This window comes from Pseudomonadota bacterium (genome assembly GCA_026388215.1).
Classification (GTDB): domain Bacteria; phylum Desulfobacterota; class Syntrophorhabdia; order Syntrophorhabdales; family Syntrophorhabdaceae; genus JAPLKF01.
Genome location: JAPLKF010000251.1, coordinates 1 through 1,671 on the forward strand (window position 1 = coordinate 1; position 1,671 = coordinate 1,671).

General features: G+C 39.6%; 3 protein-coding genes. 1 reads left to right on the forward strand and 2 read right to left on the reverse strand.

The features are described 5' to 3' along the window. Nucleotides 1-371 (forward strand): coproporphyrinogen III oxidase family protein (locus NTU69_11940; GenBank protein MCX5804218.1); only part of this gene is annotated, 371 nt, incomplete at its 5' end. Between the two features lie 431 nt (nt 372-802). Here NTU69_11940 and NTU69_11945 read toward each other — a convergent pair. Both NTU69_11945 and NTU69_11950 read right to left on the reverse strand, forming a co-directional pair. After that, nucleotides 803-1,204, reverse strand: coding sequence for an MBL fold metallo-hydrolase (locus NTU69_11945; GenBank protein ID MCX5804219.1), 402 nt, complete (start codon nt 1,202-1,204; stop codon nt 803-805). 23 nt (nt 1,205-1,227) lie between these two features. Further along, nucleotides 1,228-1,671 (reverse strand): ComEC/Rec2 family competence protein (locus NTU69_11950; GenBank protein ID MCX5804220.1); only part of this gene is annotated, 444 nt, incomplete at its 5' end.

A 1,671-nucleotide genomic window follows, 5' to 3' on the forward strand; every position in this document is an offset into this window, starting at 1 on the left:
ATAACCAGAAATACTGGCATCATGTTCCATACCTCGGACTCGGTCCGGCTGCCCATTCTTTCAAAGACGGTGTAAGATGGTGGAACTGCAGGTCTGTTGAAGGGTATTGCCGGTTGCTTGCACGGGGAGAAAAACCTGTTGCGGGATCAGAGACCCTCTCTCCTGAACAGTTAAGACTGGAGCGCCTCTATCTCGGCTTCAGGACTGAAAGCGGCGTCTCTATCAATGATGCCTGCGGGAGTCCCTCAATGACTCAGGTCTTATCGCAATTAAAGCGGTCCGGGTTTGTGAAGATTCTAAATGGCAGGATAATCCCCACCCGGAAGGGTTACCTCATCGCAGACCGCCTTCCCCTTATGTTTGCGGAATGACATTGTTTTGTAATCATAGATTACCTTTTACTCAACTGAGCGCTGAAAGATAAAGAATACTTGACAACCCATTGAAATATAAGGTTTCCAAGTGATTTACCCACCCCAGTTTTCTTTATTTTATTGTAATTTCAATTATTTTTGGGTAATCAATCGAATCAAGTCTTGAAATCTCACATTGGTATATTTTAAAAGTTGTTTGGAATAAATTATGGGTCAAACCATAAATCGAAAGGCGTAAACAATAAGTGGTGAGCAGTGGAGGCTGAAAGCTGATAACTATTTTTGAAAGACTTTGTATGTAATCTTATTTCCATCCGAACATATCTGTATGAATCCGTTTTTATCTGTTCTTAATAAGGGTATGGAGAGGTTTTTATATCTCTGAAGGGCTTCTTCGCTTGGTAGACCCTTTATACCAGGACCTCCACTCAATATTGCAATATCAGGTTTGTAAGCGGCGTGCCTGACAGGATAAGCTTTTCCTCTATATCCTTTTCTATATCACCCGTGAGGAGAAAGGTATTATTTTTGTATATGACCTTCAGGACGAGTGAGGCATTGTTAAGATTTTCTAAGGAGAAGTTTGGTTCGGGATTGAAAACGAGTATTTGCATATTATTTTTGAAGGTGTAATTGTCACCCCTTTTCCAGGTCTGAACAGGTATGCCCTTATCCCTTATGAGTTTCATAACTTCAATGAATTTCTCTTCCTTTATGAAATATGTGCTTGCGACAAATTGCCTTACATTAAAATTTTGCAGGATATAAGGAAGGCCACCAATATGGTCTCCATGGGGATGGGTGTTTATTACACAATTTAGTGTCAAAATCTTTTTGGAGAGGAGTATGGGTGTCAGGATTCTATTAATATTCTCATGCCTTTCGGCGCTTCTATGAGGATAGAATCGCCAATCCCTACGTCTATGAAATTGATGCGCATGTTATTGTTAAACCTTTTTTCATAGGCAAGATAGACATGTATGGTTGAAACTGGCATGATGACAAAAATTAACAGGGCAAGGATAAGTTTTCTTCGAGAAAATATCAGCGCAAATGCAAAGGTAAAATACAGGATAATTTCAAAGAGGGTAGGGCGGATGATAGGATAAATGTATCCGGCGTTCAGATACTTAAGAATCTGCATATTTATATTTAAAATTTCCCCGGCCAATCTCAATATATATTCACCATAGGGCAATACCATTCCAATAAGGCTCATTGGCATTGCAAGGATACACATAAGCGGGATGGCAATAATGTTATGAATAACAGAAAATGGGTTTATACCATAAAAGTG